Origin of the sequence: Cysteiniphilum litorale, assembly GCF_003428165.1 — a bacterium.
Classification (GTDB): Bacteria; Pseudomonadota; Gammaproteobacteria; order Francisellales; family Francisellaceae; genus Caedibacter; species Caedibacter litoralis.
In genome coordinates this window covers 1-728 of sequence record NZ_QLIQ01000161.1, presented here as the reverse complement: position 1 = coordinate 728, position 728 = coordinate 1, and the positions used below count along the sequence as shown (strand labels likewise).

The 728-nt window shown below is 41.8% G+C and carries 2 protein-coding genes; both read left to right on the top strand.

What is annotated here, in order from left to right:
* Positions 1 to 374: TraV family lipoprotein (locus DNJ75_RS15055; RefSeq protein ID WP_157968419.1), on the top strand; the 374-nt coding region annotated here is incomplete at its 5' end.
* Positions 374 to 728 (top strand): hypothetical protein (locus DNJ75_RS15050; RefSeq protein WP_157968418.1); only part of this gene is annotated, 355 nt, incomplete at its 3' end. The genes DNJ75_RS15055 and DNJ75_RS15050, both read left to right, overlap by 1 nt.

The window sequence follows — 728 nt, the reverse complement described above, 5'->3', positions numbered from 1 at the left end:
TTTCGATGAGTGAGGTCTATGCCCAATCACAGGCAGGGGCATTTGACTCATATGACTCATTTGATTTACCTTACTCACCTCATTCAACGATACCCACCCATCATCAGGGAGGTCAAATAAAGACAGGTAATATCGGAAAGATAGGTAAGATAAGCAAGATAAGCAATATGAATTCTGTGGTTGGCTCATCGATTGCTGTGCCCTCGGTGGGTCAGCCTGTGCGGGTTGGTGATACGGTGCAGAAGATTATGATTTTTGATTACATAGACAGTGACGGGAATTATAACGAGCCGAGTGTAGTCTATACGGTATTGCGTGGTGCGAATTGGTTAAATCATTCGGTTGATGCGGTTAAAGCGATGGGGGATGAGTAATGCGTAAAATAGATAAAATAGATAAAATAAGTAAGACCATTTCTTCTTTTATTTCGACATTGCCGTTGTTTGCCAGAAACAAAAGCCCTTTTGCAGTGTTAAAGAAATATGCGCAGCCGAAAGGAGTGGGGCATTTTCATCACTTGTTGCCGTATCGATTTTATGACCGTGAGCGTGGGATTTTTCATAATCAGTACGCAGGGGATGGTGTGTTGAGTAGACAAGGTGTAAAAGATAGAAAAAGTAAAAATGGTAAGCAAGGTTTCGGCTTTGGTTTGCAGTTAGCACCGTTAACTGGTGCAAGTCTTAACCTTGCTAAGGATTTAAATGATCTGATTGTCAGTAAGTTGCCTG